The organism is Thermodesulfobacterium sp. (genome assembly GCF_030445475.1).
GTDB classification, from domain to species: Bacteria; Desulfobacterota; Thermodesulfobacteria; order Thermodesulfobacteriales; family Thermodesulfobacteriaceae; genus Thermodesulfobacterium; species Thermodesulfobacterium commune.
In genome coordinates this window covers 24,590-50,193 of record NZ_JASUTP010000005.1, presented here as the reverse complement: position 1 = coordinate 50,193, position 25,604 = coordinate 24,590, and the positions used below count along the sequence as shown (strand labels likewise).

General features: G+C 35.2%; 24 protein-coding genes. 6 read left to right on the top strand and 18 right to left on the bottom strand.

Annotation, left to right across the window (positions count from 1 at the left end; genetic code table 11):
* Positions 1–12 precede the first annotated feature (12 nt).
* Genes PWP26_RS03175 through speD form a run of 13 tightly spaced genes read right to left on the bottom strand, consistent with a single transcriptional unit; the run spans position 13 to position 11,132 of the window.
* The gene (locus PWP26_RS03175; protein WP_301398944.1) at positions 13–504 is read right to left on the bottom strand and encodes a phosphatidylglycerophosphatase A; all 492 of its coding nucleotides are present in this window, start codon (positions 502–504) and stop codon (positions 13–15) included.
* The gene (locus tag PWP26_RS03170) at positions 491–1,069 is read right to left on the bottom strand and encodes a hypothetical protein (RefSeq protein WP_038060935.1); all 579 of its coding nucleotides are present in this window, start codon (positions 1,067–1,069) and stop codon (positions 491–493) included. The genes PWP26_RS03175 and PWP26_RS03170 overlap by 14 nt, the downstream gene beginning before the upstream one ends.
* Positions 1,062–2,069, bottom strand: coding sequence for a TrkA family potassium uptake protein (locus PWP26_RS03165; protein ID WP_301398943.1), 1,008 nt, complete (start codon positions 2,067–2,069; stop codon positions 1,062–1,064). The genes PWP26_RS03170 and PWP26_RS03165 overlap by 8 nt, the downstream gene beginning before the upstream one ends.
* Complete coding sequence (locus tag PWP26_RS03160; protein ID WP_301398942.1) at positions 2,069–3,880, bottom strand: diguanylate cyclase; 1,812 nt, start codon at positions 3,878–3,880, stop codon at positions 2,069–2,071. Before PWP26_RS03160 ends, PWP26_RS03165 begins: the two co-directional genes overlap by 1 nt.
* Before the next feature lie 58 nt (positions 3,881–3,938).
* Positions 3,939–5,249 carry a hypothetical protein gene (locus PWP26_RS03155; protein WP_287567981.1) on the bottom strand — a complete coding sequence of 437 codons (1,311 nt, stop codon included), beginning with the start codon at positions 5,247–5,249 and terminating at the stop codon, positions 3,939–3,941.
* Entirely contained in the window at positions 5,224–6,108 is an 885-nt protein-coding gene (gene xerD / locus PWP26_RS03150; protein ID WP_273010442.1) for a site-specific tyrosine recombinase XerD, read from the bottom strand. Before xerD ends, PWP26_RS03155 begins: the two co-directional genes overlap by 26 nt.
* On the bottom strand, positions 6,105–6,599 hold the full coding sequence (locus PWP26_RS03145; protein ID WP_287567983.1) for a hypothetical protein: 495 nt from the start codon (positions 6,597–6,599) through the stop codon (positions 6,105–6,107). Before PWP26_RS03145 ends, xerD begins: the two co-directional genes overlap by 4 nt.
* Positions 6,600–6,601: 2 nt before the next feature.
* A complete protein-coding gene (locus PWP26_RS03140; RefSeq protein WP_038060939.1) occupies positions 6,602–7,261 on the bottom strand; it encodes a metallophosphoesterase family protein in 660 nt (219 codons plus the stop codon).
* 8 nt (positions 7,262–7,269) lie between these two features.
* Positions 7,270–8,199 (bottom strand): radical SAM protein, encoded by a 930-nt coding sequence (locus PWP26_RS03135; RefSeq protein WP_038060942.1) that lies wholly within the window; start codon positions 8,197–8,199, stop codon positions 7,270–7,272.
* Positions 8,196–9,263 (bottom strand): (Fe-S)-binding protein, encoded by a 1,068-nt coding sequence (locus tag PWP26_RS03130; RefSeq protein WP_038060944.1) that lies wholly within the window; start codon positions 9,261–9,263, stop codon positions 8,196–8,198. Before PWP26_RS03130 ends, PWP26_RS03135 begins: the two co-directional genes overlap by 4 nt.
* Positions 9,232–9,831, bottom strand: coding sequence for an HD family hydrolase (locus PWP26_RS03125; protein ID WP_038060947.1), 600 nt, complete (start codon positions 9,829–9,831; stop codon positions 9,232–9,234). The genes PWP26_RS03130 and PWP26_RS03125 overlap by 32 nt, the downstream gene beginning before the upstream one ends.
* Entirely contained in the window at positions 9,815–10,681 is an 867-nt protein-coding gene (gene speB / locus PWP26_RS03120; protein WP_287567985.1) for an agmatinase, read from the bottom strand. The genes PWP26_RS03125 and speB overlap by 17 nt, the downstream gene beginning before the upstream one ends.
* A gap of 4 nt (positions 10,682–10,685) precedes the next feature.
* Complete coding sequence (gene speD, locus PWP26_RS03115; protein ID WP_273010446.1) at positions 10,686–11,132, bottom strand: adenosylmethionine decarboxylase; 447 nt, start codon at positions 11,130–11,132, stop codon at positions 10,686–10,688.
* A 299-nt stretch (positions 11,133–11,431) separates the two neighbouring features.
* Between speD and PWP26_RS03110 the strand changes: the two genes are divergently transcribed.
* Together PWP26_RS03110 and PWP26_RS03105 are read left to right on the top strand one after the other, a co-directional pair.
* Complete coding sequence (locus PWP26_RS03110; protein ID WP_287567987.1) at positions 11,432–12,733, top strand: M48 family metalloprotease; 1,302 nt, start codon at positions 11,432–11,434, stop codon at positions 12,731–12,733.
* Complete coding sequence (locus tag PWP26_RS03105; protein WP_287567988.1) at positions 12,720–13,631, top strand: sulfite exporter TauE/SafE family protein; 912 nt, start codon at positions 12,720–12,722, stop codon at positions 13,629–13,631. The genes PWP26_RS03110 and PWP26_RS03105 overlap by 14 nt, the downstream gene beginning before the upstream one ends.
* Here PWP26_RS03105 and PWP26_RS03100 read toward each other — a convergent pair.
* The 5 genes from PWP26_RS03100 to rpsU all read right to left on the bottom strand — a co-directional run bounded on the left by PWP26_RS03100 (position 13,621) and on the right by rpsU (position 20,637).
* On the bottom strand, positions 13,621–14,601 hold the full coding sequence (locus PWP26_RS03100; protein WP_301398941.1) for a hypothetical protein: 981 nt from the start codon (positions 14,599–14,601) through the stop codon (positions 13,621–13,623). The genes PWP26_RS03105 and PWP26_RS03100 overlap by 11 nt on opposite strands.
* A gap of 3 nt (positions 14,602–14,604) precedes the next feature.
* Positions 14,605–16,149: a sigma-70 family RNA polymerase sigma factor gene (locus PWP26_RS03095; RefSeq protein WP_301398940.1), complete on the bottom strand. Its 1,545-nt coding sequence runs from the start codon at positions 16,147–16,149 to the stop codon at positions 14,605–14,607.
* Between the two features lie 53 nt (positions 16,150–16,202).
* Positions 16,203–17,957 (bottom strand): DNA primase, encoded by a 1,755-nt coding sequence (gene dnaG, locus PWP26_RS03090; RefSeq protein WP_273010451.1) that lies wholly within the window; start codon positions 17,955–17,957, stop codon positions 16,203–16,205.
* A gap of 131 nt (positions 17,958–18,088) precedes the next feature.
* Positions 18,089–20,392: an endonuclease MutS2 gene (locus PWP26_RS03085; RefSeq protein ID WP_301398939.1), complete on the bottom strand. Its 2,304-nt coding sequence runs from the start codon at positions 20,390–20,392 to the stop codon at positions 18,089–18,091.
* Positions 20,393–20,424: 32 nt separating this feature from the next.
* Positions 20,425–20,637, bottom strand: coding sequence for a 30S ribosomal protein S21 (gene rpsU, locus PWP26_RS03080; protein ID WP_038060960.1), 213 nt, complete (start codon positions 20,635–20,637; stop codon positions 20,425–20,427).
* Between the two features lie 144 nt (positions 20,638–20,781).
* On the opposite strand from rpsU, the gene PWP26_RS03075 reads away from it, so the two are divergent.
* Genes PWP26_RS03075 through PWP26_RS03060 form a run of 4 tightly spaced genes read left to right on the top strand, consistent with a single transcriptional unit; the run spans position 20,782 to position 25,603 of the window.
* A complete protein-coding gene (locus PWP26_RS03075; protein ID WP_287567996.1) occupies positions 20,782–22,809 on the top strand; it encodes a GspE/PulE family protein in 2,028 nt (675 codons plus the stop codon).
* Positions 22,810–23,613, top strand: coding sequence for a formate dehydrogenase accessory sulfurtransferase FdhD (fdhD, locus tag PWP26_RS03070; RefSeq protein WP_051754491.1), 804 nt, complete (start codon positions 22,810–22,812; stop codon positions 23,611–23,613). It abuts the gene before it with no gap.
* Positions 23,603–25,000 carry an MBL fold metallo-hydrolase gene (locus PWP26_RS03065; protein WP_287567999.1) on the top strand — a complete coding sequence of 466 codons (1,398 nt, stop codon included), beginning with the start codon at positions 23,603–23,605 and terminating at the stop codon, positions 24,998–25,000. Before fdhD ends, PWP26_RS03065 begins: the two co-directional genes overlap by 11 nt.
* Positions 25,001–25,021: 21 nt before the next feature.
* The gene (locus PWP26_RS03060; RefSeq protein ID WP_287568000.1) at positions 25,022–25,603 is read left to right on the top strand and encodes an RNA ligase partner protein; all 582 of its coding nucleotides are present in this window, start codon (positions 25,022–25,024) and stop codon (positions 25,601–25,603) included.
* The last annotated feature ends 1 nt before the right edge of the window (position 25,604 follow it).

The window sequence follows — 25,604 nt, the reverse complement described above, 5'->3', positions numbered from 1 at the left end:
TTAAAGATAAGTTTATATCAAACCAGAAAATTTGACAACATAGACTAACAAGGTTACGATGGCGTTGGTAAGGAGCCCTGCCAACAGATCGTCTAACATAATACCCCATCCCCCAGAAAAACTCTCTAAACTACCGATAAAAAATGGTTTTCTGATGTCTAAAACCCTGAAAATTACAAAGGCTAAAATAAATTCAAATAAGCTAAGTTTGCCTATCAAGGAAAACCACATCCCTGCTATCTCGTCTATCACCACAAATTCTGGGTCTTTCTGTCGAACGATTTTACTTGCCAAGTGGCTGGATAAAACCCCTAAGAGTGAAAGGCTTAACGTTAAAAAAATCTGAGTTAACAGGTCAGCCTGTTTGATAAACCAAAAATATATAAGCCCGGTTAAAGCTCCCAAAGTCCCAGGGCAAACAGGTAAAAACCCTACAAAACCCCCTGAGGCAATAAAAATCCAAAAAAGATTTCTTAGAAATTGAGGCTGCTTAGAAAGGGGCATTTTCTATCTCTTGGTTAAATTTTTCATAATCTTCTAAAGCTATCAAAGACCTCAGTTTCCATAAATAAAGTTCTATCCTTAACCTTTCTTCTCCTTTTTTGTTTTTTAATATCTCTTTAGCCTTTTGTTCCACAGCTTGATATTTTTGCATCGCTTCCTTTTTAAGGGTTTCTCGGTAGGTTTCAAGCTTGTTTTTTAAAGTTTCTACCTTAGGTTTAAACCTTTTCAACTCCCTTTCGCATTTTTTATAATACTTCTTTTTATAATACCCTTCTATACGTTCCCACTCCTTTAAAACAGCCTTATGTTCTTCCTTATAAAGGTCAGGTACCTTAGCTCCTTTTATCCATTCTATCATCCCTTTTATCTCTTGGTAAAGCTCCTTAGGTGGAGAATGAAGAGAAACATATTTTCTCACCAAAGGTAGGTTTGAAAGAAAAACCTTAACACGCTCTACGTTGTCCTCTTTAAACTCCTGAAAACGCTCTTTAAGGGTACAAGAAGACAAAAATAAGGTTAAAGTTAAAATCACAACCAAATTTTTAATCAACCTCTTTCTACCCATTAGTCATCTCTTTCTCAAGTAATTCAAGTTTATCTGGAGGTCCTATAGCTAAAAGAATATCTCCAGGCATGATATAGCTTTCTGCAGAAGGATTAAACTCTATCTTTCCTTCTCGTCTTTTTATTCCTACGATAATTACTCCGAAAATCTTGCCTATTTCTGCTTCCTTCAGTGTCTTACCTGCATAAGGAGATTTTTCTGATACATAAATTTCTTCTATGTCCACGTTTAGGTATTCTGAGCTGGTTATAAACTCCCAAAAGTCAACCACATTAGGCTTTAAAATAGTATGAGCCATCCTTAAACCGCCTATATGATAAGGACATACCACTTTGTTTGCCCCTACCATCTTTAGTTTTTTTCTGGCTGACTCTTCTGCAGCCCTGGCTATGATAAAAAGGTCAGGGTTTAAAGCCCTGGCACTTAACACCACGTAGAGATTATCGGAATCTGAAGAAAGGACTGATACAAGCCCTTTTGCTTTTTCAATGCCTGCTTCTTTAAGAATCTCATCTTTGGTTGCATCTCCTATCACAAATAAGTATCCCTCTTCCTTAGGGTCAAGATTTTTTTCTATCACCACTACCTCCTTACCATTAGCCTTAAGTTCTTTTGCAATAATCCTTCCCATCCTTCCATAACCACAGATGATGTAATGACCTCTTAGTTTTTCTAACATCTTTCTTCTCCTCCTTTCGTTAAAAACATCTTTTAGCTCTCCCTCTATCAAAATTTGAGCAATGGTTGTGGCTGCATAGGTAAAAACCCCAAAACCCAGGACAATAAGAACTATGGTGAAAACTTTACCTACTTCACTAAGCTCTTTGACCTCTCTAAAACCCACGGTAGCTAAAGTTATAACCGTCATGTATAAAGCATCCAAAAAACTTAATTCCTCGATTACCATATAACCAACAGTTCCTAAACCTATCAAAAACCAAAATAAAGTTAAAATAAAAAAAAGACGTTTACCTATCGAATATGAATATTCTGTAGGCATTAACTTAACACCTTAATAACTCCTCTTCCTTCAAACTTGGCTTTGTAAAGTGCCTGGTCTACTTTAAGTAGCAACTCCTCTAACTCCCTATCTGGCTCTATCTTAATAATACCTATACTGACAGAACCTACCACTTCTTTTCCGTTTGCTTTGATGCGGATTTTTTTAACCTCCTGTAAAACTCTTTCAGCTAATTTTTTTACCCCTTCAAGGTCTGCTCTAAGAATTAAAAGAAATTCGTCCCCTCCCCATCTAACAGCAATGTCCTCTGCCCGAGTATTTTTCTTTATTACCTCAGCTATAGCTTTTAAATATTCATCTCCTACCAAGTGTCCAAACTGATCGTTTATTTCTTTTAGATAATCCACATCCATAAAAAGTAAACAGTAGTTTTGCCCTCTCTTTACCAACTCGAAAATCCGTTTGATAACATCCTTTAAATATACCCTGTTATAAAGTCCTGTAAGTTGATCTTTAGTTGCTATATCAAAAAGTTGTTCCACCCTTTCTTTAAAGTAAGAAACATCATATCCTATCACTAAGTAATACAGACTGTATTCTTTTATAGGGATTATCTCAAAGCTGAAACACACCTCTTTTCCATTTTTTACTTTTAAACAAAACTCAAAACTCTCATCTTTTTCTAAATCTTTTGAATCCATTAAAGACAAAAAGGAAGATAAAGATTTATCGTCCATCAAGTTTTTCCATAAACTGTTTGCATATATCAAATTTTTTTCTTCATCAAATACCGCAACCACCAAGTTAGAACGTTCTGCTATCATCTGATAGATCTTCTTAGCTTGGTTGATTTCTTCAAGCTGAAGTTTTAAGAGTGAATAAACTTCGTTAAAATGTGCTACCAGTTCAACAAGCTCATCTTCTCCTTTTAAGGTGATCGTTTCCTTTTTACCCTGAGCAATCTGTTCTATTTCATCTTTTACAGAATGTATCCTTTTTAACACTTTCATCATATAAAAATAATATATTCCAAAAATAAGTGCTAAAAATAAGGCTTGTATCAGGATAAACTCCCAAAAATATTTTTCAAACATCAACTTCCTTGGAGTAGTAAAACTCAGAATCAAAGGATTACCAAAGAAATCTCTAAGTGTGGTGACAACCTCATAAAACCCTCTTTCATCAAATTTAATGCTATTCTCGACCTTTCTACCTTTATAATAAACAAAACTTACTTCGCTAAGCCCAAAAATGTGTTTAATCAAATCTAACTTCTCTTCGTCTAAAGGAGAAACCATAACCAAAATCCCTACAGGTGCCTTTATGCCCTCTGAATCACTTACAGGATAAAAACTGACTATAGATGGAACGTTTTTATAAAAAGAAATCGCGGTATAAACAGAAGTTAAGGTTATCTCTTTGTAAAGAGAACGATAATAGCGATAGTGTTCCTCTAACCATAAATGGTCTAAAGGAAGGATCTCTCTAGTTTTCTTATCAAAAAAACCTCCTGCCTTTACCCTTCCGTCAGGATAAAGATAGATAATCACAGAAAGTTTGTTGTTTTCATAGGATTCCTTGTTTAAGTTTGACTTAGGAAAATTAGGATTTTTATCCTGTAAAAATTCATATGCCTCATCCCAAACCGCCCAATCTCTGGTTAAAAGTTCAACTCTCTTTTTCTCTGCTTCAAGGTATTTTACTATTTCTACACTTGTTGAAGCAATCCAGTTTTTTTCTATTTCAAGTAAAACTTTTTTAAAAAAACCAGAATAAATCCCCCAACTTAAAACTAAGAACAGAAAAAGTTGAACAAAAAGCCAGAACAAAATCTTCTTTTTAAGCCTCATATAAAAACCTTAGTTTTTTTAATCTATACGCTAATTTTAATAAAAAAAGCAAATTTTACTACTCATTTTTAACCAAAAACTTTTTTAAAAACTCTATTTCATCTTCTTTAGTTTTAACCTTTCCTTCTAACCTTTTTAAACGAAGGATCTTTAAAAGTTCTCCTATTTCTTTCCCTGATCTAAAACCCAATTTTTTTAAATCTTCACCGTTTAACTCAGGTCTAACCTTAGAATAAACCTTTAAATACCGAAAAATTTCTTCTTTAAGTTCAGGGAAAATAACTGCAAAAGCACAAAGATACTCCCTCCGAACTTTATCCCACCACTCTAACTTTTCTTTCAAACTTAATCTGTTTATTTTATGATAAAATCCTCTAAAGTTATTGAGAAGACTTTCAATCCTTGTAATCTCTACCTCACTAAAACCTAATCTCTCTAAACCACTTAAGCTTTCAACCATCCCTAAAAAATAAACCTTTTCCCTTTCTTTGGGACTAAACTCTTCTTTTACCTCTTTTAACACCTCACAAAGTAACGGAAAATTTTCCCTGGCTACCTCAAGCCCTGCCTCTTTAAAAACCTCAAGCTGATAAGTAGTTTCAAGGAGCTTTAACAGAATCTCTTCCCCTTCTTTAAACAAATAAAGTTTCAGCTCATTGGCCAACCTTGCAGAAGAAAGCTTTTTTAAAGCTTCCTTTTGATAACAAACCTCTAAAGCCTGATAAAACTCCTCAGAAAAATCAAATCCAAGCCTTACTTTGTACCTTATCCCCCTAAAAATACGGGTAGGATCTTCCACAAACGAGTTAAGGTGCAAGGGTTTAACAAGAGAAGCTTCAAGGTCTTTTAAACCGTCTAACAGGTCAAGCAAAAGCCCTTCATAAGGAGCAGAAAGCCCTATGGCTAAAGCATTTATCGTAAAATCCCTTCTTAAAAGGTCGTCCATGAAGTTAGAAGGAAAAACCTTAGGAAGCTGGGCAATTTCTTCATAAACCTCTCTTCTTGCTGTGATAAAGTCCACCTCCAGAGGTTCTCCGTCTAAAAAAAATCTTACTTTGTAGGTAAGAAATTGAGACTTAAAAAGGATTTCTTTGTTTAGGTCTTCGTTTAGTTCCTGTAAAAACTTCTCTAAGTTTCCCTCTAAAACGATATCAAAATCTTTAGAACTTTGTGGGTTTAGTTTGCCTTTTTTAAAAAGGAGGTAATCCCTTACCACCCCTCCTGCAAAATACAAAAACTCTCCTCTCTTTTTGGCTAACTTCCTAAGTCTATCCAAAAATTCTTTGGTTTCCTCTTCCTTAGCCACAAAATCTAAAAAATCTTCGAAATCAACAGGATAAACCTTAGGCCCTTGGGTGATGTTTGTCATAAACTTCTCTAAGCCTCTTGTAGTCTAAGTGGGTATAAATCTGGGTGGTAGCTAAGCTACTATGTCCAAGCATAAGTTGAAGGGCTCTTAAGTCTGCCCCTCCTTGCAGGAGATGAGAAGCAAAGGAATGTCTTAACACATGAGGAGAAACCTTTTCAGGGTCTATCCCGGCTTTTAAGGCATACTGTTTAATTAACTGCCAAAATCTTTGTCTGGTAAGAGGACCTCCCCTTCGGTTTAAGAACACATAGTCTTTACTTTTAGGGTTGGCAAACAAAGGCCTTATGTTATAAAGATAGCCCTTTAAAAACTCAAGGGCATAATCTCCCATCGGAACAAGCCTCTCTTTTCCACCCTTACCCATAACCCTTAAAAAACCTAACTCAAGGTTGAAATCCTTGATCTTTAGTTCTACCAATTCAGAAACTCTGAGGCCTGTGGCATACATCACCTCAAGCATCGTCCTATCTCTATATCCCAACGGATGGGTCAGGTCTGGTTGAGACAACAACCTTTCTGTCTCATCAATACTTAATACCTTAGGGAGTCTCATCGGAAGTTTAGGGTTTTCAAACCAATCCGAACCGATGGTAAGTCCCTTTTCTACCTGTAGAAATTTTAAAAAACTCCTAAGACTTGAAAGCTTTCTTGCCACGGTAAAAGGATTATAACCTTTGGTCTTCAAATACTCTAAGTATTCGTTGAGATTGCCTATGGTTTCTACATTTAACACGCCTTTTTTTTGTAAAAACTCTTCTAAATCTCTCAGGTCATACCCATAGGAAACAATCGTGTTGAAAGAAGCATTTTTTACTGCCAAAAGATAAGACAAAAATTCTTCGATATATTCCTTAATCAAAGGGAAAGTTCCTTTAGAAGGGTTTCTACCTTAAAACTTATGGTTTCATCCTTAGAAGTAAGCACCAACGTTTTTAGCTTAGAAAGCATACCCTGTTTTTCTGTGGTAGTCCTTTGAGGAAAAAGTTCCTTTATTTTTTCTAAGGTTTTGATTACCAAATTTTTGTCGTCCAGGTCTAAAAAAAGCATAAGGGTCCGCCAATCTTCAGGCAACCCATATCTTTCCACAAACTCTTTGGCTAATTTTTTGAAATTCTTATTTTCATATTGCTGGTGTAACCGCTCTAAAAAACTCTGCTTTTCCAGCTCTTCTTTATCTACAAAAAGTTTATCAAGCTCTTTAAGGTATTTTTGTTTGTTTTTGGTGTCTATCCCAGAGGAAGCCTTATCTTTTCTTTCAAGTTTTTTTCTGATTTTACTTAAACCACTTTGAGACTTTAGTTTGTCTATCTCTCGCCAGGAAAGTTTTCTGTCTCCATCGTCTTTCGACATGGCTACCTCCTACTTTTACATTTTACCTGAAAAAATTTTATATCTGGTAACATAACCGCCGTTAGAAAACCTCCATACACACAACCTGTGTCTATACCTATCCTATCAGGACCTAAAAATGGAGTTGGAAAAGGGGTATGACCAAAAACTACTGTTTTAGGTAGAACCTTTTTTGACTCATAAAAGAGCCCTCTTATCCATAAAAAATCTTCTTCTGTTTGATCTTTCAAACTCTTATAAGGATTTATCCCAGCATGCACAAACAAGTAATCTTCACACTCAAAAAACAACCTTAACTCCTGAAAAAAAATCTGATGCTCTAAAGGAAGCTCAACCATTCGTTTTTCTGAATTATAATACTGACTAATAGTGACCTCTCCTCCGTTATAGAAAAAAAGTTCCACGTTTTTCCCCTCTAAAAACCATTCAAACATCAACTCGTGGTTTCCTTTAAGGGTAATTACATGCTCTGGATACTTCTTTTTTAAGGTTATAATTTTTTCTACCACCCCTCTCGGATTTTCTCCCCGGTCTATGTAATCACCTAAGAAAATCAACAGATCCTTTCCCCAGTTAATCGGCAAGATTTCCAGCAAGGCTTCTAAACTTTCCAGACATCCATGAATGTCTCCAACAGCAAAGATCTTTAAACCCTCATACATATACAACCTTACAGATCCCAAAACCTTGCCCTGCGATCATCAAGACGCTTAAGCCCATACTTTTTTGCCCAACCTAAGGCTCTTTTCCATTCCTCTTGGGTAATCTTTCTATCAAGGGGAGGATATTTCCAGGCATCTCCACAAGGTCTGTACTGATCCATAAGGTTAAAGTAGGTATCCTTTGAAACCTCTTCAGCGATAAACTTAATCACCTCTTCTGTCTGAGAAAGGTCTTCAGGTAAAACTAAATGTCTTACAATCAAACCTCTTTTGGCTATACCCCCTTCTATCACCAAATCTCCCACCTGTCTATGCATCTCTTTTACAGCTTCCCTTACCACAGAAGAGTAGTTTTTTACTTTAGAAAGTTTTAAAGCAATTTTATCATCCATATATTTGATATCAGGCATGTAAATATCTACTATGTCTTCCAATAATCTTAAAGTTTCTAAAGATTCATAACCTCCGCAGTTATAAACAATCGGAAGCCTTAGCCCCATTTCTGCTGCTAACTTTATAGCCTTTACAATGAAAGGAACTTGATGGGTAGGAGTAACTAAGTTGATGTTATGACAGCCCCAGACCTGAAGGATAATCATGATCCTTGCTAAATCCTCTACTTCTAATAAGTCCCCTTCTCCTAAATGACTGATTTCCCAGTTCTGGCAATAAACACAAGCCATATTGCAGTAAGTAAAAAAGATAGCTCCAGAACCGTTTTCCCCTACCAGAGGTCTTTCTTCTCCAAAATGAGGGCCATAACTTGAAATCATAGGCTTATGTAAAACCTTGCAAAAACCTCTTTCCCCCTTGAGCCTGTTAACCCCACACCGATTGGGACAAAGGTCACAACTTTCAAGCTTGGCATAAAGAATTTCTATCCTTTTATCTATCTCTCCGGTTTCCATCAGTTTAAGATAAGAGGGATAGGCACTCATAACAACTCTAACCAATGCTTTATCTGAGGAGGTGAGCTTAATACCATGTTAAAATTAAGAAAACAACCGGCACAAAATGTGGCAACAACCTTTACCTTTACTAAGTTTTGAATCCAAACCCGTTTATATTTCTCCGGAAAACCTTCCCAATAAAGAGAAATCTTTGGAGAACCACAACAAAACTCACTTACCTTTATTTTATTTTTTACCAAAGAAAACTCTTCTGTCAAGTGGCAAGGAAGATGAAAAAGAACAGAACTATCCTTTGACCTATCAGCTAAAACTTTTAACTCCTCTTCTCCAAACAAAGAAAGGGCTTTATAGGCAAAAATTCCCCTTTTAGCTAAATCTAAAAAATCCTTTTCATAAGAGGTGCCTTCGAAAAACTTAGGATAGACCTTTTTAAACATCCAGAGACAGGTAGCACAGAAAAAAACCACAGGAGCCTCTACTTCTTGCAAAACCTTAAGGTTTTTTAATGCCCTTTGTTTTACCAAAGAGGGGAACCCTAAGCTTAAAAAATGCGCCCCGCAACATTCAGAGTCCTCAACTACCCAAACGTTTATTCCTTTCTTCTTTAGCAAACTTAAAAATTTTTCTAAAACCTGAGGATAAAGATGTTTTAAGTCACAAGAAAAATAAACCAACAAATCTGGTTTTCCCTGATTTTCTTTAAAAGAATAGATCTTTTTAGGGTTAACTTTACCTTTTTCTGGTAATATCTTGTCAAACCTGTCTAAAAACCGAAGTTTAGATAGGATTTGTAGGGGATGACCCCCTATAAGGTCAGAGGCTTCTTTCAAAATTATGGGTTCTTTTTTATCCTTTATAATTTCAAGGCCTGACTCTACAAACCCAACCCTGTTGGGGCACACCCTTTCACATTTTCCACAAAACAAACAAGCCTCAAGGGACTGATGATATATTCCTCTTTGAAAAAAAAATAACCTACCTCGTGGGGAATAAGTCTCAGACCTAAAAACCCTGTAGGTTGGGCAATGAGGAACACATTTGCCACAACGAGTGCAGAGGTTAGCGTTGATGTTTTTTACGGTAGAGGTCATTGTTTTTTATCAAAAAATCATACCACCAGCTACACCAATCAGTTTCTAAAATACTTTCAACCAGGGTTTTAGCAACCTCGGTGATTAACTTTGGCTTGGCATAATCGATCCATTTTTGAGCATAAGGGTTATTGAGGTCCTTTTGTTCTTTAAGCTGTATGATAAGGTCGATTACGTCTGCGTCATGAACCAGTCTTGCCTCTAAAGAGTTTAGGCTTCTATACTCCTTCCATAGCTCAAGAACTTCCTCACTTAAGGGTATACCCTGAAAGGCGTCTTCAAGAGCCTTTTTTTCGTCAGTTTGGTTGTAAAGCTTGTTTAAAGCATTAAAATCTCCAGTCCTTGTCTCTGGAAGGTCATGTATTAAGGCTATCTTGAAAAGCTTTTCTTTATCTACTTTTTCTTTTACAAGCTCTGAAAGTATCCAAGAAATAAAAGCAACTCCAAAGGAATGAGAGGCTACATTTTCATGCCCTGTACCAAGATAGGGATATCCTGTCCTTTCTACTCTCTTTAGAAAAGCTACCTCAAAAAGAAGATTAGCATATCGATTATAAAAGTCCTTCATTTTTAGCGGCCAGATATACAGCTACCTTAAAAATAAGTTTAGCTGCCAAGAACTCTGTAACAGGATTCCCAGGGTCTGGCTTTACCTCAACCAAATCCATACCTATCAACCGATGCTTTACCAGGATTTTAAGTATGTTTAACGCTTCCCACCAATCAATCCCTCCTGGTTCAGGAGTTCCAACCCCAGGGGCTACCGCAGGGTCAAACACATCCATATCAAAACTAAGGAAAATATAACCATCTTTGAGAAAACTTTCTATCTTTTTAAGGCATTCTTTAAGATCAACCTTTAAATCTTTAGCCCAAATGACAGGATAGTTTTCCTGTTTTATAAACTCATACTCTTCTTTACACAGAGTACGAATTCCTATGCTTAAAACAGGAACACCAAGTTCATAAATCCTTCTCATAACTGTAGCATGGGTGATTGAACTATGGTTATACCGGTCTCTAAGGTCTAAATGAGCATCAAGATGAACCACCTTTAACCTAGGAAAAAACTTTTTTAAAACCCTTATACTTCCTAAAGTAACCGTATGTTCTCCTCCGATAACTAGCGGGAATCTATTTAAACTAAGAGTTTCCTCTACTTTTTGAGATATCTCTTTTAGCGCCTCTTCAGGGTCAAAGGATAACTCCTCTACCGGATAGGTAAAAAACCCCATCTTTTCTGAAGGGTCTAAGAAATATTCTTCGTCAAAAAACTCCATGTTAGGACTTACTTTAAGGATTTCTAAGGGAGCTTCTTTTGTGCCCTTTTTCCAAGAGGTAGAATACTCAAGAGGAGCTGGGATAAGGGCTACCTTGGCCTGAGGATGGTCAGGTAGCCCTAAAAAAGAAATTTTCATAAACCTATATTATAAGGTCCTTTCTTTCCATCTTGATAAACTTTTCTACTGCCCTGATAGAACGCGGGAACTCAAGACCTCTGTCAAAAAACTTTATCTCGCTCTTTTGGATTTCAAAAATTCGGGTAACGTCACTGATAACCTTGTCAGCATCAAAAGGTTTACAGGAAAATACATCGATGCTGAGGTAAAGCTTCTCTGGGAAGGTATGGATGCTTATATGGCTTTCTGCGATGATAACAAACCCAGAAATACCCCAGTCCTCAGGCACAGGAGCATAATATTTAAACACATAGGGAGGCATAATCTTGGTCATTTCTATCTCTTCAGGATATTTACTAAGAAAATTATATATAAAATCTAAATCCATAAGCTTTTCTCTGTTAGCACCATAACCATCTATCACCAAATGCTGACCAAAACCATACTCAAACTTTTCCATCTCTTTCATCTTTATATCCCCCCTAACCTAAGTTAGATTAAACCTCAAGTCGGCTTTTAAAATATATCAGAAAAAAAATTTGTCAAGATTTTTCCTGTAAAATTTTGAAAAATTTTTAATTATCTAATAATAACCTGATTAAAACCCTAAAAGCTTTAAATTTTTTTGTTTATTCTTTATTTTTTGGTAAAATTTGTCGTTGACTTATTAAACTTTAATTTTTATAATATGTTTATAAATAATTACCTTTTTGAGTTGTGCCTTGGTTCGAAATTTTTTGAGAGGTTTTAATTTTAAATCAATTTTTTATGATTAAAAGTACAAAAGACATTTTTTTAAAAAAATTTTTAACAACCATTTACCTGTTTTTGGTGCTTTTTGTTTCTGGTTGTGCCAACTCTAACGGACCTTTTTTAAACTTAATTCCTGAAGAAAAAGAGATAGAATTAGGGAACCTATATGTCTATCCTGCTATAGAGGAATATGATGGGCTTTATCCTGAGAAAATGGTGCAAGAGTATGTATCAGGCTTAGGACAAAGGCTTGCCAGGTTTTCTGAAAGAAAGCTCCCTTATAAATTCTATGTAGTAAACTCTGACGTGGTAAATGCCTTTGCTCTACCAGGAGGTCCGGTGATAGTTACCAGAGGTCTACTTTTAACCTTAGACAAAGAAAGTCAGCTTGCTGGGGTTTTAGCCCACGAAATAGGACATATAACCGCTAAACATCATGTAAAAATGTTAGAAAAACAGCTGGCCCTAAACTTTCTTCTTCAAATAGGAAGCCTGTTAGTCCCACAAGACCTTACAGGAGAAATTTTGTTAAAATTAGGGGCTGTGTCTGCTTCACTACTCCAGCTTAAGTTTAGTAGAGATCAAGAAAAAGAGGCAGACTACTATGGTTTTCTCTTTGCCTATAAAGCAGGATATTCTCCGCAAGGCATGATAGAGGTCTTTGAAAAGTTTAAACAGATGGAAAAAGAACGACCTCCTGAATGGCTTTCTACCCACCCCTTACCTGAAACGAGAATTAAAGAAGCTCAAAACTATATCAACACCTTTAAACCCTCTGGTGCCTTTATCTCTGACACCGAAAAATTTCAAAAAATAAAAAACTTGTTGGTTAGCACTAAACCTTCTTACCAACAAGTATCCAAAGGTAAGGCTGAGTACAAGAAAAAGAACTTCGATGCAGCAGAAGCTTATTTTAAAGAAGCCTTAAGTTTATATCCTCAAAACACTGTAGCTTTAGTTTATTTAGCTTCTATTAGGTTAGAAAAGAAAGATTTTGAGGGTGCAAAAAACTATGCCATTAAAGCTGTAGAAATAGACCCTAACTTTTTCTCAGCTCAGCTAATCGCAGGTATTTCCTGCTTCAAGATAGGAGAATTAAGTAATTCCCTTGTTTACTTAGAAAAGGCCTCACAGCTTATTCCTTTTAACGGGATTTCTTATTATTATAAAGGTAGAGTTTATGAAACTCAAAAACAATTCTCTTTAGCCTTAAAAAACTATCAAAAAGCTTTAGAATTAGGACCACAACAAGCCTCTTGGTATTCTGACTGTAAAGCAAGATATCAACGATTGAGGTTTTATTATGAAAATGGATAATCTCTTAGACCTTTTATTAACCTCTTTACCTTGGGTTGTAACCTTTAAGACTTCAGGGGTAACCACCTCTCTTCTACTACCTCCTTTAGTTGCTTTTGTCATCTCTTTTCTCTGTGCCTCTGGAGGAATAAGCGGTGCTTTTTTACTTTTACCTTTTCAGGTAAGTGTCCTTAGGTTTACCACTCCTGCGGTTAGTGCAACCAACCATCTTTTTAACGTGTTTGCCATTCCTTTTGGGGTCTATAGGTACTGGAAAGAAAAACGTTTTTTCTATCCGTTAACCTTAATAATTGCTGTAGGCACCTTACCTGGTGTGATTATAGGATATTTTTTAAGAATAGGCTATTTTCAGGAACTGTTAAGATTTAAGCTTTTGGTTGGAGCTGTACTTTTGGTAATAAGCTTAAAGTTTCTTTATGATATCATATTTCCTCCTAAAAAAGATGCCTCTTTTTCTCCAGAACCTCCAAAACTTCTCCAGTTTAACTGGAAAACCTTAGCATTCATCTATGACCATAAAACCTACCAAGTAAGTTCTTTAGCTATATCTCTGGTTGCTTTTTTTATAGGGATTATAGGTGGTATTTATGGGATAGGAGGAGGGGCGTTGATGGCCCCTATCTTGCTTGGGTTTTTTCACCTACCTCCTTACGTGTTTGCTGGGGCCACTCTTTTTGGAACTTGTTTAACCTCAGTCGTGGGAGTATTGGTTTTTACCTTTGGAGGGAATCCACCAGACTGGGCGCTTGGAGCTCTTTTAGGTTTAGGAGGAGCAGCTGGACTATATTTAGGAGCTAAAGCTCAAAAAAAAATGCCTCAAAAGCTTATAAGGGTTATCATAACAGCGTTGGTACTTTTTATAAGCTTAAGATATCTCTATTCTTACTTTATGCGGTAAAAACATCGTCATAAAAAAGTTTTAACCTAACCTTTTTTAATTCTTTTAAGGTGGTAAGCATAAGATATTCGGTGATATCTATTTTTTGAGCCAGTTCTTCTATCAACTTTATTTCCTCTTCGTTTTTAAAATGACACATCGTATACAGGTTATAATCCCAAAAAGGATAGGTCTTTCTTTCATAACAATGAGTGATAAAGGCTTTCCTGGTAACTTCTTTAACAAAACTTTCTATCTTTTGTTGAGGTACCTTCCAGGCTACCATGACGTTAGTTTTATATCCTAAGCGGTCATGTTTTACCAAGGCCCCTAACCTTCTTAAACCGCCTTGCTTTTTCACTTCCATCAACCAAGAAAAAATCTCATCTTCTCTGACACCGAGTTTTTCAGCTATAGGTTTAAAAGGTTCTTTTATCAAAGGAAGAGGCTCTTGAAGATGTTTAACAAACCAAACATCTTTTTCTGAAAAACTTTCCTCTGTTTGCTTTTGAAACCCTATCTCTTCGTTTTTTTCGTTTTCGTAACCTTCTACTTCTAAAACCGTAGATATCTTAAAGACCCTTAAAGCAGGTAAAAATAAAAAATCTTCTACTTGACATCGCTTACAAAGATTTTTTGCCTCAGTCAAAAGGTCTTTTCCTGGGGGCACTACTAAAATAAACCAGAGGTTGTAATCATGAGATCTTAAGTAGTTATGACTTACCCCTTGATGACTGTTTATGATCTCTATTATCTGAAGAAGGTTTTCTTCCTTAGCCTTTAAGGCAAAAAGCCCAGACCTATGTCCAAAAAAACCAGGATTAAAAATCGCAGAAATCTGCCTTATTATTCTTTTTTCTTGTAACTCCCTAACTTTTTCTAAAAAAAAATCTTCTTCTAAACCAATCTTTTCAGCTAAGCGTAAAAAAGGTCTATTTTCTAAAGGAAAATCTTTTTGGATAACAGAAAGAATCTTTTTCTCAACATCCATACGTTAAGAACTATAAATAAGAAAATTCTTTAAAAACTTTATCCTTTGAGGATGTTTAAGTTTACGCAGGGCGATGTTTTCTATCTGTCTGATCCTTTCTTTAGTAACCCCAAACTTGTTTCCAACCTCCTCTAAAGTGTAGGATTCTCTTTCACCTATTCCAAATCTGAGCCTTATAATTTTTTCTTCCCTAGGGGACAAACTCTTTAGAAGTTCTCTTACTTTTTCTGATAAAGCTTGGTTAAAGGTAATTTCATCAGGTTTTAAAGCTTTTTGGTCTTCTATAAAATCTCTTAGTGTAGAATCGTCTTCTTCACCTATGTTGGTTTCCAGAGAAATAGGTTGTTTCATGATCTTAAATATATAGTTAAGTTTTTCTATAGAAAGGCCTGTTTCTTTAGAAAGTTCCTCTAAAGTTGGGTCTCTGCCATATTCTTGATAAAACTTATTAGAAATAAGTTTACTGATTTTGTATATAGTTTCTATTATATGAAGAGGAATCCTTATGGTCCTGGTATTTTCTGCCAGATATCTGGTGATAGATTGTCTTATCCACCAGGTTGCATAAGTGCTAAATTTAAATCCTTTTCGGTAATCAAATTTTTCTATGGCTTTAAGAAGCCCTATGTTTCCTTCTTGTATTAAATCAGAAAGAAACATCCCTTTAGGAGAATACTTGCGGGCTATAGAGATGATAAGTCTTAGATTAGCTTTTACTAACTCCTCTTTACAGGCCTTGATAACTTGAAAAGCCTTATAAATCTTCTCTCCGCTTTGGTATACTTTCTCTAAAGGTTCTCCAAAGAATTCATCAAAATGTTTCATAAACTTACGATGTTCGTTTACTTCTTTAACCAGCTTATCTAAATCTATCTTATCGATAGCGAATCTTTTTGCTAAACGAAGAAAATTAATCTGTCTTCTGTTAACTGAAAAAATTTTTTCTATCGTGATAGGTTTGATCTCGTATTTAGTTTGTAGTTTATTTTTTAATCTATTTAGGTTGTTAACCCTTTGATAGGTTTCTAAAATCTCACAACAAAGCTCATCTAAGAGCAGTTTACTTGGTCTTACTTGATAAATAAGTTCTATGGTCTTTTCCAACAGCTCAGGGTTAACACCATGAGAATTAAAAGACTCTAAAATGTCACTTAAGCTTTGCTTTAAACTTTGTATCCAATGTTTAAACTTTTCTTTATGTTTTTGTAATTCATCACAGTCCTTAAAAAGCAGGCCTAACTTGCCATATCTTTCTGATTGAATAACCAGATGAAAAAACTTGGCAGTAGTAGCATAATAGCTAAAGACCTCATTCAATATTTCCTTTTCTTTTTCTTCTATAGTCTTCCCTATCCTTATTTCATCTTCTTTGGTAAGAAGTTTATGAGAAAAAACTTCCTTAAAATAAATCTTTATAGGGTCTTCGTCTTTAACTCCAGACCTTTTTTCCTCTTCTTCAGGTAACCAAAATTTTTCTGAAGAAGCCTCCTCTAAGAGCATTTCATCTTCTTCAAAAAGACAAAAAGTTTTTTTATTTCGGAGGCTCATCCAATCCTCCTTTATTAAAAATTTTTATACAAACTTTTGTTTAATTATCTACTTTAATTATCTACTTTGTCTAAACCACAAACCTTATTAAGCAAAGTGGATTTCAAAAGGCAAAGATACTGATTTTTTTCTTCTTTTGCCCCTATATTTTCTAAATTTTTTATACTCTCTGCAAGTTTTTTAAGTTCCAGCTTGATTAAAGACTTTTGGAGAAAGGATTTTATGTCTTTGAGAACCTCCTCTCGACTTTCAAAAGGAGGACTAAAGAGAAGATCGCTTAGAATAGACTGAAATTCAGGATCAGAGACACAAGAAAGCTCTCCCAGCCCTTTTTTCAAACTCTCGATTAACTTTTTTAAAAAAACCGCATACTTAGAAACACAAACTTCTAAATACTTAGAAAGTCCTGACTCCTCTAAAATTTCTAAATCTTGAGGATAATTTACTAAATATTGAGCGATCATCCTCAAACAACTATCTTCCCTAGGCTCAGCTGAATTTTTTTCAGAAGATGAAATAAGTATAGCAGGTTTTTTAGATACTTCCTTTTTAGATAAACTTTTTAAAATCTCTGTTTCAGACAAATCCAGTTTAAAGCTCAATTCCTTAGCTACTTTTTTCTTTAAAAACGGGTCTTCTATACCCTGAAAAACCTCAATCAATTCTTGATAGGCCTTAGAAGGATTTTGTTTGAATTTGTCTTGGAAAAAAGAAGCAACAAAGGAAATTCCATCTTGGGTTAAATCCTTTATTTTTTCCTTAATCTCTGAGGAATTCATCTTAATTTTTTGGACAAAAGAATCAGGATCCTCCCCTTCAGGTAAAACGACACATTTAGGTAAAATCCCTTCTTTTACAAACAAAGACACAGCCCTTACCGTAGCTTTTTTCCCAGCTTCATCGCCGTCGTAACACACCAATATCTCTTCTGATAATCCTTTAAGAATCTTTACATGATTAGGGGTAAGGGCTGTACCACAGGTAGCAACCGTATTTCTTATCCCAGCCTCCCAGAAAGAAAGGAAATCAAAGTATCCCTCTACTAAAAAACAGGTTTTTTCTTTCTTGATATATTCTTTAGCCTGATAAAAACCATAAAGGATTTCTGATTTTTTATAAATCTTAGACTCTGGGGTATTTAAATACTTGGGCTCATCTTCTTTAACAAGGGCCCTTCCTCCAAAACCAACACATTCTCCTTTGGAATTAAAAACAGGAAAAATTATCCTAAACTTAAAAAGGTCTACAAAAGAACCATCTTGTACTTGTTTGATCAAGCCAAGCTCTTCTGCGTGTTTGAATTCTTCTTTCGAGGTTCTTAAATAGCTAGTTAATACCCTACCTTCTTGAGGAGCAAAACCTAACAGGAAATGCTTTATAGTTTCCTCAGAAAGACCTCTTTCTAAAAGATATTCTCTTCCTTCTTTAGCCCCGGGATGAAAAAACAGCAAATGATGGTAAAACTTGGCTACTTTATAAGCCAGACTAACAAGCTCGTTTTCTTTTCTTTTTTCTAGAAAAATCTTCTCTTCTACATAAATCCCTGCTTTCTCTGCTAATTCTAAGATAGCTTCTTTAAAAGATAACCCCTTTATCTTCATGTAAAAAGTCACCACATCCCCAGACTCTCCACATCCAAAACATTTGAAAATCTGTTTCTCAGGACTGACCACAAAAGAAGGGGTTTTCTCTGAATGAAAAGGACAAAGCCCTACAAAATTTTTGCCTACCCTCTTTAACCTTACATAGTTAGACACTACTTCTACAAGGTCATAGATTTCTTTTATCTTTTCAAAAAGTCCTTCCAAAGGTTACCTCTGTGAACTTTGTTTGGTCTTTAAAGTTAAAGTATTAAAGATAAAGATTGAAAGAAATTTTTTCATCAAAAATTTTATAATACACTTTTTTAAATATGCAATAGTAAAATAAAAAAACCTCCTTAATAGTTTTTTTCCAAGAAAACTACGGTAACCCCTGTCCCTCCCTTACTTTGTTCTGCAAACCTAAATTCTCTTACCAGAGGATGGTTTTTCAGATGTTTATGAATAGCTTCTCTTAACCTTCCTGACCCATGCCCATGAACAAGATAAACCTCAGCTACCCCTTCTAAAAAACTCCTGTTAAGTTCTTTTTCTACCTCTTCCAAAGCCTCATCCACTGTCAAACCCAAAAGATAAACGCTTTTCCTAATTCCTTTAGATATTTGAGACGTAGGAGAAGCTTTTAGAGAAAAGCCCTGAAATTGATTTGATTTTAGTGTATGATTCTCTAAGATAACCTTAGATAACCTTTCTAAGGGTAACTCTAATTTTAAAGCACCACACACAACCTCTGCTAAACTATTATTTTTTATCTTTATAACCTTTCCTTTCTGATTAAACCCTTTTATTAATACATAATCTCCTTCCTGAATAGTTTCTTCTTTTTGACTTTCTTTTAAAACCTTAGCCACAAACTTTTCAAACTCTTTCGCCCCGCCTTTTTTACCTATACCCTTTTCACTCAATTCCTCTATCAGTTTCTTAAACTCCCTTTCCCATTCTTTAAACTTGAGTTCGAGTTGTTTGACATAATGTTTTTCAAGTTCTTCTTTTTTATAATTAAGTTGAAGCTCTCTTAATTCTAATTCTTTTTCTTTGTTTTCTAAAGATTCTTTAAGCTTTTTAACCTTATCAAACTCTTTTTCCCAAAGTTTATACCATTCCCAGTATTCTTTATTTTGCAAGTATTCAAAGGCTCTATCTAAAATTCGCTCAGGAATACCTATTTTTTTGGCCAGCTCAAAGGCTAAAGAATCCCCATAAACATCATAAACCAAACTGTAAGTAGGTTCTTTAGTCTCAAGGTCATACTCCATCGTAGCAACCTTTAACCCCTCTATCTTAAACCCTAAGGTTTTCAAAAACTGAGAATGGGTAGTAACCACTACTTTTACCCCTCTTTTTAGAAGCTCTTCCAACACCGCAGCAATAAGTGCCATACCTTTTTCAGGGTCTGTGCCTCTGCCTGGTTCATCAAGAAGCACCAAGGTTTGACTATCTGCCTGGTCTAAAATCTCTTTAAGGCCTCTTAAATGAGAAGAAAAAGAAGACTCGCCCTGAAAGATATCCTGATCATCTCCTATATCAGCAAAAACTTGGGTAAAAACCGGGATTTCAGCTCTTTCTGCAGGTATTAAAAAACCGGTCTGAGCCATTAAACAAATCAAACCTATGGTTTTTAGAGAAACTGTCTTACCACCTAAGTTAGGTCCTGTAATAAGCAACCCCTTTTCTAAGAAAAAATCGTTTCTAGCTGCCTTAACCTGTTTTTTTTCGGTTTGAGAAAGTAATAAAAAAGGATGAACTCCTTGCCAGATCTTAAGGCTTCCCTGAGGTTTTAACTCAGGGAAAATCCCTCGATAAACCCTTCCTAAGTTTACCTTCCCCCAGGCTATTTCGAACTCTAAATAAAGGTCTTCAAGCTCAAAAAAAAGATCTCTTTTTAAAAACAACTCTTGAGAAACTTCTTTTAAAATCTTTAATTCTTCTCTTTGCTCTTGGTGACGAAGGGTTTCCACCTCATTTGAAAGCCCTATGATAGAAACCGGTTCTATAAAAGCAGTAGCCCCACTTGAAGAAAGTCCATGGAAAATCCCTTTTACCTTATTTTTAAACTCAACCTTAACAGGAAGAACATACCTACCTTCTTTTTGGGTATAAAGATTTTCCTGTAGATAACCTTTTTTAAAAAAATGTTCTCTAAGTTTATCAAGCTTAGTATAAAGAAGGTCTAAAGCCTCTCTAATCTTTTTTCTTATTACATAAAGTTGATAGGAAGCTTTGTCTTTAATTTCCTTTCTTTCATAATCAAGTACACGGTCTAAAACTTGTTGCTCTAACTCCATAACACCTTGATAGACCTCCACAAGCCGAGAAAAAGGAGAATTATTGAGAACTGAAGATAACCTTTTTAAAACTGTAAACCACTGCTTAATCTGTATAAGTTCTAAAGGAAGAAAAACAGAACGTTTTTGAGCCTTAAGAAAAAGAAATCTTAATGATTTAAGGGGGACAAGGTCTATCCTTTCCCCCTTTTCTATAAGGTTCCAAAGATAACTTGTTTGCGCCTGAAGTATATAGGCTTTTTCAAAATCAAAATTAGGTAATAATTGTTTTACTTCTTGTTTAACAAAATCACTAACTACATTTTCCGAAAAATAATCTAAAAGTTTAGACCATTCAAGTTTAACAAAAGATTTCAACACTACGTTCTAAAATTTTAGAGGAATACCCCTTATTTTTCTTTCATTTTTTGTTGCAACTTCTTAAGTTTTTTCAGCAGTTTTTTACGGGCTGCTTGCATCTTTTTTCTACGTCTAACCCCAGGCTTTTCGTAAAACTCTCTTTTTTTAACCTCAGAAAGTATTTTTGTTTTTTCTACAAGTCTTTTAAACCTTTTTAAAGCTTGTTCTAAAGACTCTCCTTCTTTAACGACTATCCCCGCCAAAAGATAACCCCTCCTTTTTTAAAATTTTGGTTTAGTCTAACGGGTTTTCTGATTTTGTCAAGTTTTTTAAAAGGTTTTAATATACCTTTTATAAAACGTTAAAACGGGTTGTTTTTTAAAAATTATTAAATAAAATTATTAGATATGGAGAATACTGCAAGGCAATTAAAAGATTTACTTACTGAAAATCTCAACAACTTTCTTGTTTTCAAAAAAATTTTAGAGGACTACGAACCAAGGATTCAATCCTATGAACTTTTAGACATTCTGATAAGTCTTCTTCAAAAAAAAGAGGTATTAAGTAAAGAGGTAGAGATTTTTCTTTTGTCAAAGATTGCCTATATTTGCGAAAACAGCTATGAATTTAAAAAGGCCTTTAACATCTACAAACAGCTATTTATTTCTACTTCTGACCCTAAATATTTAGAAAAAACAGAAAAACTTCAGGTACTAAAGAAGCTTGAACGATTAAAGTTTGTTTTTAAAAAACTTAATCTTAAAATAGAAGAACTTTTAAAACTTTATACCGAAAGTTTAGAAACTAACAAAAGCTTAGAACTTTTACTTATAGAACGGTATAAAGTGAAGAAGTCAGAAATACTTGAGTCTGTTAAAAACGTTTATCAAATCCCGGTTATTGACGCAAGAGATTTAACAAAGTATTCTAAAATGCCTCAAGTTTTAGGGATCAAGAAACAGTTTTTTTTAGATGCTCTTTGTGTACCTTTAAAAGAAAAAGAAACCGGTAGGATTTATCTTGTCTGTTATGATCCTGAAGACCAAGAAAACATAGAAAAAGTTAAAAAAGTCCTTCAACTTTCTTCTGAAAGCTTGGTGTTAAGTTTTGCGATCAAGGAAGATTTGATAGACATCGTAGATAGTTATTTTTCTGAAGGGAGCTTGTCCATACTAGAAGAGGTTGGGATAGAAGAGGTACAGGAAGAGGAAGAAATAGAAGATGTATCTTTGATAGATAGTGCCATCGTTCAACTGGTGAATTTCATCATAGAAGAAGCTTATAAAAGACGAGCCTCAGACATTCATTGGGAAAGTTTAACCGGGAAGAAGGGGTTGCAAGTAAGGTTTAGGGTGGATGGAGAGTGCTTTCAGTATTCTACCATCCCTGAACATCAGAAAAGACAGGTTATCTCTCGTATTAAAATCATGGCCAATCTTAACATTGCAGAAAAAAGATTACCCCAAGACGGAAAGATAAAATTTAGAACCAAAGAAGGCAAAGAGTTTGAAATAAGGGTAGCCACCATTCCTACCATCGAAAATAATGAAGACGTAGTTATGAGAATTTTAGGAGGGATCGAGTTTAGACAATTAGAAGAAATAGACCTATTAGAAGAAAACTACCAAAACTTCAAAAAAATTTTAGACTATCCCTATGGGTTGATCTTAGTAGTAGGGCCTACTGGTTCAGGTAAAACCACAACCCTTCATGCTGCTTTAAAATATTTAAATAAGCCAAACAAAAAAATCTGGACAGCTGAAGACCCAGTAGAAATAGTACAAGAAGGTCTTCGTCAGGTACAAGTTAACCCTAAGATCGGGCTTACCTTTGCCAAAGTACTTCGAGCCTTTTTACGTGCAGACCCTGACATCATCATGATAGGAGAAACAAGAGATGAAGAAACAGCTCATACTTTAATAGAGGCCTCTCTTACCGGCCATTTAGTTTTAAGCACCTTACATACTAACAGTGCCCCTGAAACCATCACCAGACTTTTAGGGATGGGTATAGATCCGTTTAACTTTGCAGACGCTTTACTGGGAGTTCTTGCTCAAAGATTGGCTAAAAGACTCTGCAAAGAATGCAAGGAACTTTATACCCCTTCAGAAGAAGAGATAGAACGTCTTAAAAGAGAATACGGATTTCATCCTACTAAACCTCTGACCGATGAAATGATTGAAAAAGCTACTTTTTTCAGGCCTGTAGGGTGTCCTCAGTGTAACTATACAGGTTTTAAAGGTAGGATGGCTATACATGAACTTCTTATTCCTGATGAAGAAATAAGAGAATACATTATAAAAAACAAACCTGCTAACGAGATTAGAAACTTAGCTATCACTAAAGGATTTACGACCCTTAAACAAGACGGTATTTTAAAAGTTTTAAAAGGCGAAACTACCTTAAAACAAGTGCTTGCTGTAACCGTAAGGTAAATGCCTTTACCTTCACCGATCAAATTTAAAAAAGTATGGAAAGTAAAGACTAACCAAGACATATCTGAGTTTGAAGATTTATTAGCAACAGAAACCAAAGTTAGGCTTCTGATAAACGAACAGGAAATCCTCTCCCTTGCAGCAACCCCTATGCACCTTAAAGAACTAATCGTAAGTTTTATCCTTACAGAAGGTCTGATACAGGATGTCTGGTGTCCGGAAGAACTTGAATTAATAGAAAAAAACGGAGAGGTCATCGCTAAAGTATATACCTATGAAAAAGTGGATCTTCCTTCAAAAACTCTTTCTTCAGGATGCTTTGCCTCATACAGTTTTCTCTCTGAGATACAACCTTATAACTCTTTTAATTTTAAGGTTGACAAAAACTCTATATTTAACTTGTTTAAAGCTTTTGTTAGAAAAGCAGAACTATTTAAACTCACAGGTTGTTTGCACTCAGCAGCCATTTGTAGCCAAGAAGACATAATTTTTTATGCAGAAGACATAGGAAGACATAATGCGGTCGACAAAGTATTAGGATATGCCCTTTTAAATGGTCTTTCCTTCGAAGACAAGCTTATCCTCGTAAGCGGTAGGATTTCTTCAGAAATGGTACTTAAGGTGGGGAGATGGAAAATTCCCTTTTTAATAAGCCGCAGTGCACCCACCTCCTTAGCCGTTGAACTTGCTGAAAAAATCGGAGTCACTTTAATAGGCTTTTTACGAGGTGAAAGGTTTAATGTTTATACCTACCCTCAAAGAATATTAGAGTTTGCAAACCACGGAGGGTCAAATGGGAATTAAAATCGGATTTTATGGAGGAGCGGGAGGGGTAACGGGAAGTTGTTTTCTTTTGAACATAAGAAATACAAAGATCTTGGTTGATTGTGGGCTTTTCCAGGGACTTGAGAGTTCAAAAAACCAGAACTCTTTTCCTTTTGACCCTAAGGAAATCTCTTATCTTATTCTTACTCATGCCCATATCGACCATTGTGGAAGGCTTCCTCTTTTAGTAAAAGAAGGCTTCAGAGGCAAAATCATCTGTACTAAACCTACTTCTCAAATAGCTAAGATTATGCTTCTTGACGCAGCAAAAGTGATGAGAGAGCATTATAAAACGCTATACAAAAAATCGATTAAGAGAGGATTAGACCTACCTCCTCCCCCTCTTTATGACGAATATGATGTAGTAGAAAGTTTTAACTTTTTTAAAATAAACCTCAACTTTAATACACCTTTGATTTTAGAAAACAAAATAAAAGTCCTTTTTAAAGACGCAGGCCATATACTTGGGTCCTGTTTTGTTCAGATAGAAGACTTAGAGACCAAACAAAAAATAACCTTTTCTGGAGATTTAGGAAATAAGAACAAACCTATCGTAAAAGACTTTGACTATCCCTTACCTACAGACTTTTTATGTATAGAAACCACTTATGCAGATAGAGATCATAAATCTTTTGAAGAATCAAAAAAAGAACTGTTAGAAGCAATTCTTGAAACCTTCGAAAGAGGAGGAAACGTCTTTATTCCCACTTTTGCTCTCGAGAGAGCTCAAGAAATTCTTTACACGTTGAGAGAATTTTATGAACAAAAACTTCTTCCCCCTTGCTATGTCTTTTTAGATAGTCCTCTTGCCATCAAGGCTACCAAAATATTTAAAGACAACCCTGAATTTTTTGATGAAGAGGCTTATAAAGTGTTTACTCAAAAAGACCCTTTTGAGTTTCCCTATCTAACCCTTACAGAAGACGTAGAAGAATCTAAACAGATAAATAACGTAAAATCACGGGCTATAATCATTGCAGGAAATGGCACCATTACTGGAGGAAGAATTCTTCATCACCTAAGAAACAACATATATCGCCCAGAATGTAGTTTGGTTTTTGTAGGTTTTCAGCCTAAGGGAACCTTAGGGAGGCTCATCGTAGATGGAGCTAAAAAAATACATATTTTTGGTGAAGAACTACCTGTTCGACTAAAGGTTTACACCATAAACGGTTTTTCCTCCCATGCAGGACAAAAGGAGTTGTTAGAATGGATTTCTCGTTTAGACCATGTTAAAAAATTGTTTTTAGTACATGGAGAACCTGAAAAGATGGAGGTCTTTAAAAAAATCCTTTTAGAAAAATATCCTGAAAAATTTGATGAAATCCATATTCCAGCATTATTTGAAGAGATGGTTTTAAACTAAGCAAAAAAATTGGAGTAAGACATGGAAAAAGAGAGATTAGTTCCAGATACAAGTATTTTTACCAATCCTGACGTTTATAAACAGTTTGGTTCAAACCCTTCAGAAGCCTTCACTAACTTTCTTTTAATGGTAGCAGAATTAGAAGGAGAGATAAACGTTTATTTACCAAGTTCTGTGTTCGAAGAGCTAAAAAGGATGCTTAACAACCTTAAACTCCCTCCTAAAGCAAGATCAGTGCTTAAGGTGAAATCTCCCAAAAAATATGAACTCTATATCCCTGCTTTTTTGATGTATGAATTTATAGAAGAATTAAGAAATAGGATCAACAAAGGCCTTAGAGTAGCCGAAGAGGCGGTAAAAGCCTCTACTTATAAAAAACCTGAAGAGGTCCTTAAATTTTTAAGAAGAAGATATAGAGAAGTATTAAGGGAAGGGATAGTTGACTCTAAAGAGGACTTAGAGATTATCCTTTTAGCCCTTGAGCTCGATGCCCTTGTACTTTCTGCAGACAAAGGGGTTCTCAACATGGCTGATAAGTTAGGCCTAAGATACCTTGAACCTCAGGATATAAAAGAAACCTTAGAGGGACTTAAACTCTGGTAAG

Coding starts and splice junctions, on each gene's coding strand:
- PWP26_RS03130 (WP_038060944.1), bottom strand. CDS start 9,263: ATGACCTCTACCGTAAAAAACATCAACGCTAACCTCTGCACTCGTTGT.
- PWP26_RS03145 (WP_287567983.1), bottom strand. CDS start 6,599: ATGTCGAAAGACGATGGAGACAGAAAACTTTCCTGGCGAGAGATAGAC.
- PWP26_RS03110 (WP_287567987.1), top strand. CDS start 11,432: ATGATTAAAAGTACAAAAGACATTTTTTTAAAAAAATTTTTAACAACC.
- speD (WP_273010446.1), bottom strand. CDS start 11,132: ATGAAAGAGATGGAAAAGTTTGAGTATGGTTTTGGTCAGCATTTGGTG.
- PWP26_RS03095 (WP_301398940.1), bottom strand. CDS start 16,149: ATGAGCCTCCGAAATAAAAAAACTTTTTGTCTTTTTGAAGAAGATGAA.
- PWP26_RS03140 (WP_038060939.1), bottom strand. CDS start 7,261: ATGTATGAGGGTTTAAAGATCTTTGCTGTTGGAGACATTCATGGATGT.
- PWP26_RS03065 (WP_287567999.1), top strand. CDS start 23,603: ATGGGAATTAAAATCGGATTTTATGGAGGAGCGGGAGGGGTAACGGGA.
- PWP26_RS03100 (WP_301398941.1), bottom strand. CDS start 14,601: ATGGATGTTGAGAAAAAGATTCTTTCTGTTATCCAAAAAGATTTTCCT.
- PWP26_RS03125 (WP_038060947.1), bottom strand. CDS start 9,831: ATGAAGGACTTTTATAATCGATATGCTAATCTTCTTTTTGAGGTAGCT.
- PWP26_RS03155 (WP_287567981.1), bottom strand. CDS start 5,249: ATGACAAACATCACCCAAGGGCCTAAGGTTTATCCTGTTGATTTCGAA.
- PWP26_RS03165 (WP_301398943.1), bottom strand. CDS start 2,069: ATGCCTACAGAATATTCATATTCGATAGGTAAACGTCTTTTTTTTATT.
- fdhD (WP_051754491.1), top strand. CDS start 22,810: ATGCCTTTACCTTCACCGATCAAATTTAAAAAAGTATGGAAAGTAAAG.
- PWP26_RS03135 (WP_038060942.1), bottom strand. CDS start 8,199: ATGAGTGCCTATCCCTCTTATCTTAAACTGATGGAAACCGGAGAGATA.
- PWP26_RS03175 (WP_301398944.1), bottom strand. CDS start 504: ATGCCCCTTTCTAAGCAGCCTCAATTTCTAAGAAATCTTTTTTGGATT.
- PWP26_RS03105 (WP_287567988.1), top strand. CDS start 12,720: ATGAAAATGGATAATCTCTTAGACCTTTTATTAACCTCTTTACCTTGG.
- PWP26_RS03060 (WP_287568000.1), top strand. CDS start 25,022: ATGGAAAAAGAGAGATTAGTTCCAGATACAAGTATTTTTACCAATCCT.
- PWP26_RS03160 (WP_301398942.1), bottom strand. CDS start 3,880: ATGAGGCTTAAAAAGAAGATTTTGTTCTGGCTTTTTGTTCAACTTTTT.
- speB (WP_287567985.1), bottom strand. CDS start 10,681: ATGAAAATTTCTTTTTTAGGGCTACCTGACCATCCTCAGGCCAAGGTA.
- PWP26_RS03170 (WP_038060935.1), bottom strand. CDS start 1,069: ATGGGTAGAAAGAGGTTGATTAAAAATTTGGTTGTGATTTTAACTTTA.
- PWP26_RS03075 (WP_287567996.1), top strand. CDS start 20,782: ATGGAGAATACTGCAAGGCAATTAAAAGATTTACTTACTGAAAATCTC.